Source organism: Vibrio sp. YT-19(2023) (assembly GCF_033337395.1).
The window spans coordinates 1-565 of sequence record NZ_JAWOQN010000901.1; the positions used below are offsets into that span (position 1 = coordinate 1).

Consider the following 565-nt stretch of genomic DNA (forward strand, 5'->3'; position numbering starts at 1 on the left):
ACTTCTAATTTCAATGTTTTTCCACTTACACTTGATAAAGTATCTCAACTTAAAAGTTTGGGGATAGAAGCCAAATCCAACCCTGAGCTAGATCGCCAACTTAGCGCTTATGAGTATGAGGTTGGCCCTGGAGATATACTAAACATTACTATTTGGGATCACCCAGAACTAACTATTCCAGCTGGTTCTTATCGCAGCTCTGCTGAAGCGGGTAACTGGGTACATGCTGATGGTACTATCTTCTATCCATATATAGGTATTGTTGAAGTTGCGGGTAAAAACGTTCGTCAAATTCGTGCTGATATTTCTCGCCGATTAGCAAAGTACATAGAAAGTCCTCAAGTGGATGTCAGCGTCGCCGCTTTTCGTTCGAAAAAATCCTACATAACTGGTGAGGTAAATAATCCGGGACAACAACCAATCACCAATATCCCACTTACCTTGTTAGATGCAATTAACCGTGCAGGTGGATTAGCCGAAAACGCCGACTGGAAAAATGTAACACTGACAAGAAACGGCATTGTTGAAAACATATCTCTTTATGCGCTGATGCAAGAAGGCGACC

General features: G+C 41.9%; 1 protein-coding gene. It reads left to right on the forward strand.

Annotated features, from left to right (window positions below; genetic code table 11):
• A partial coding sequence (locus R7E78_RS29080; protein WP_318059012.1) for a polysaccharide biosynthesis/export family protein occupies positions 1-565 on the forward strand: 565 nt, incomplete at both ends.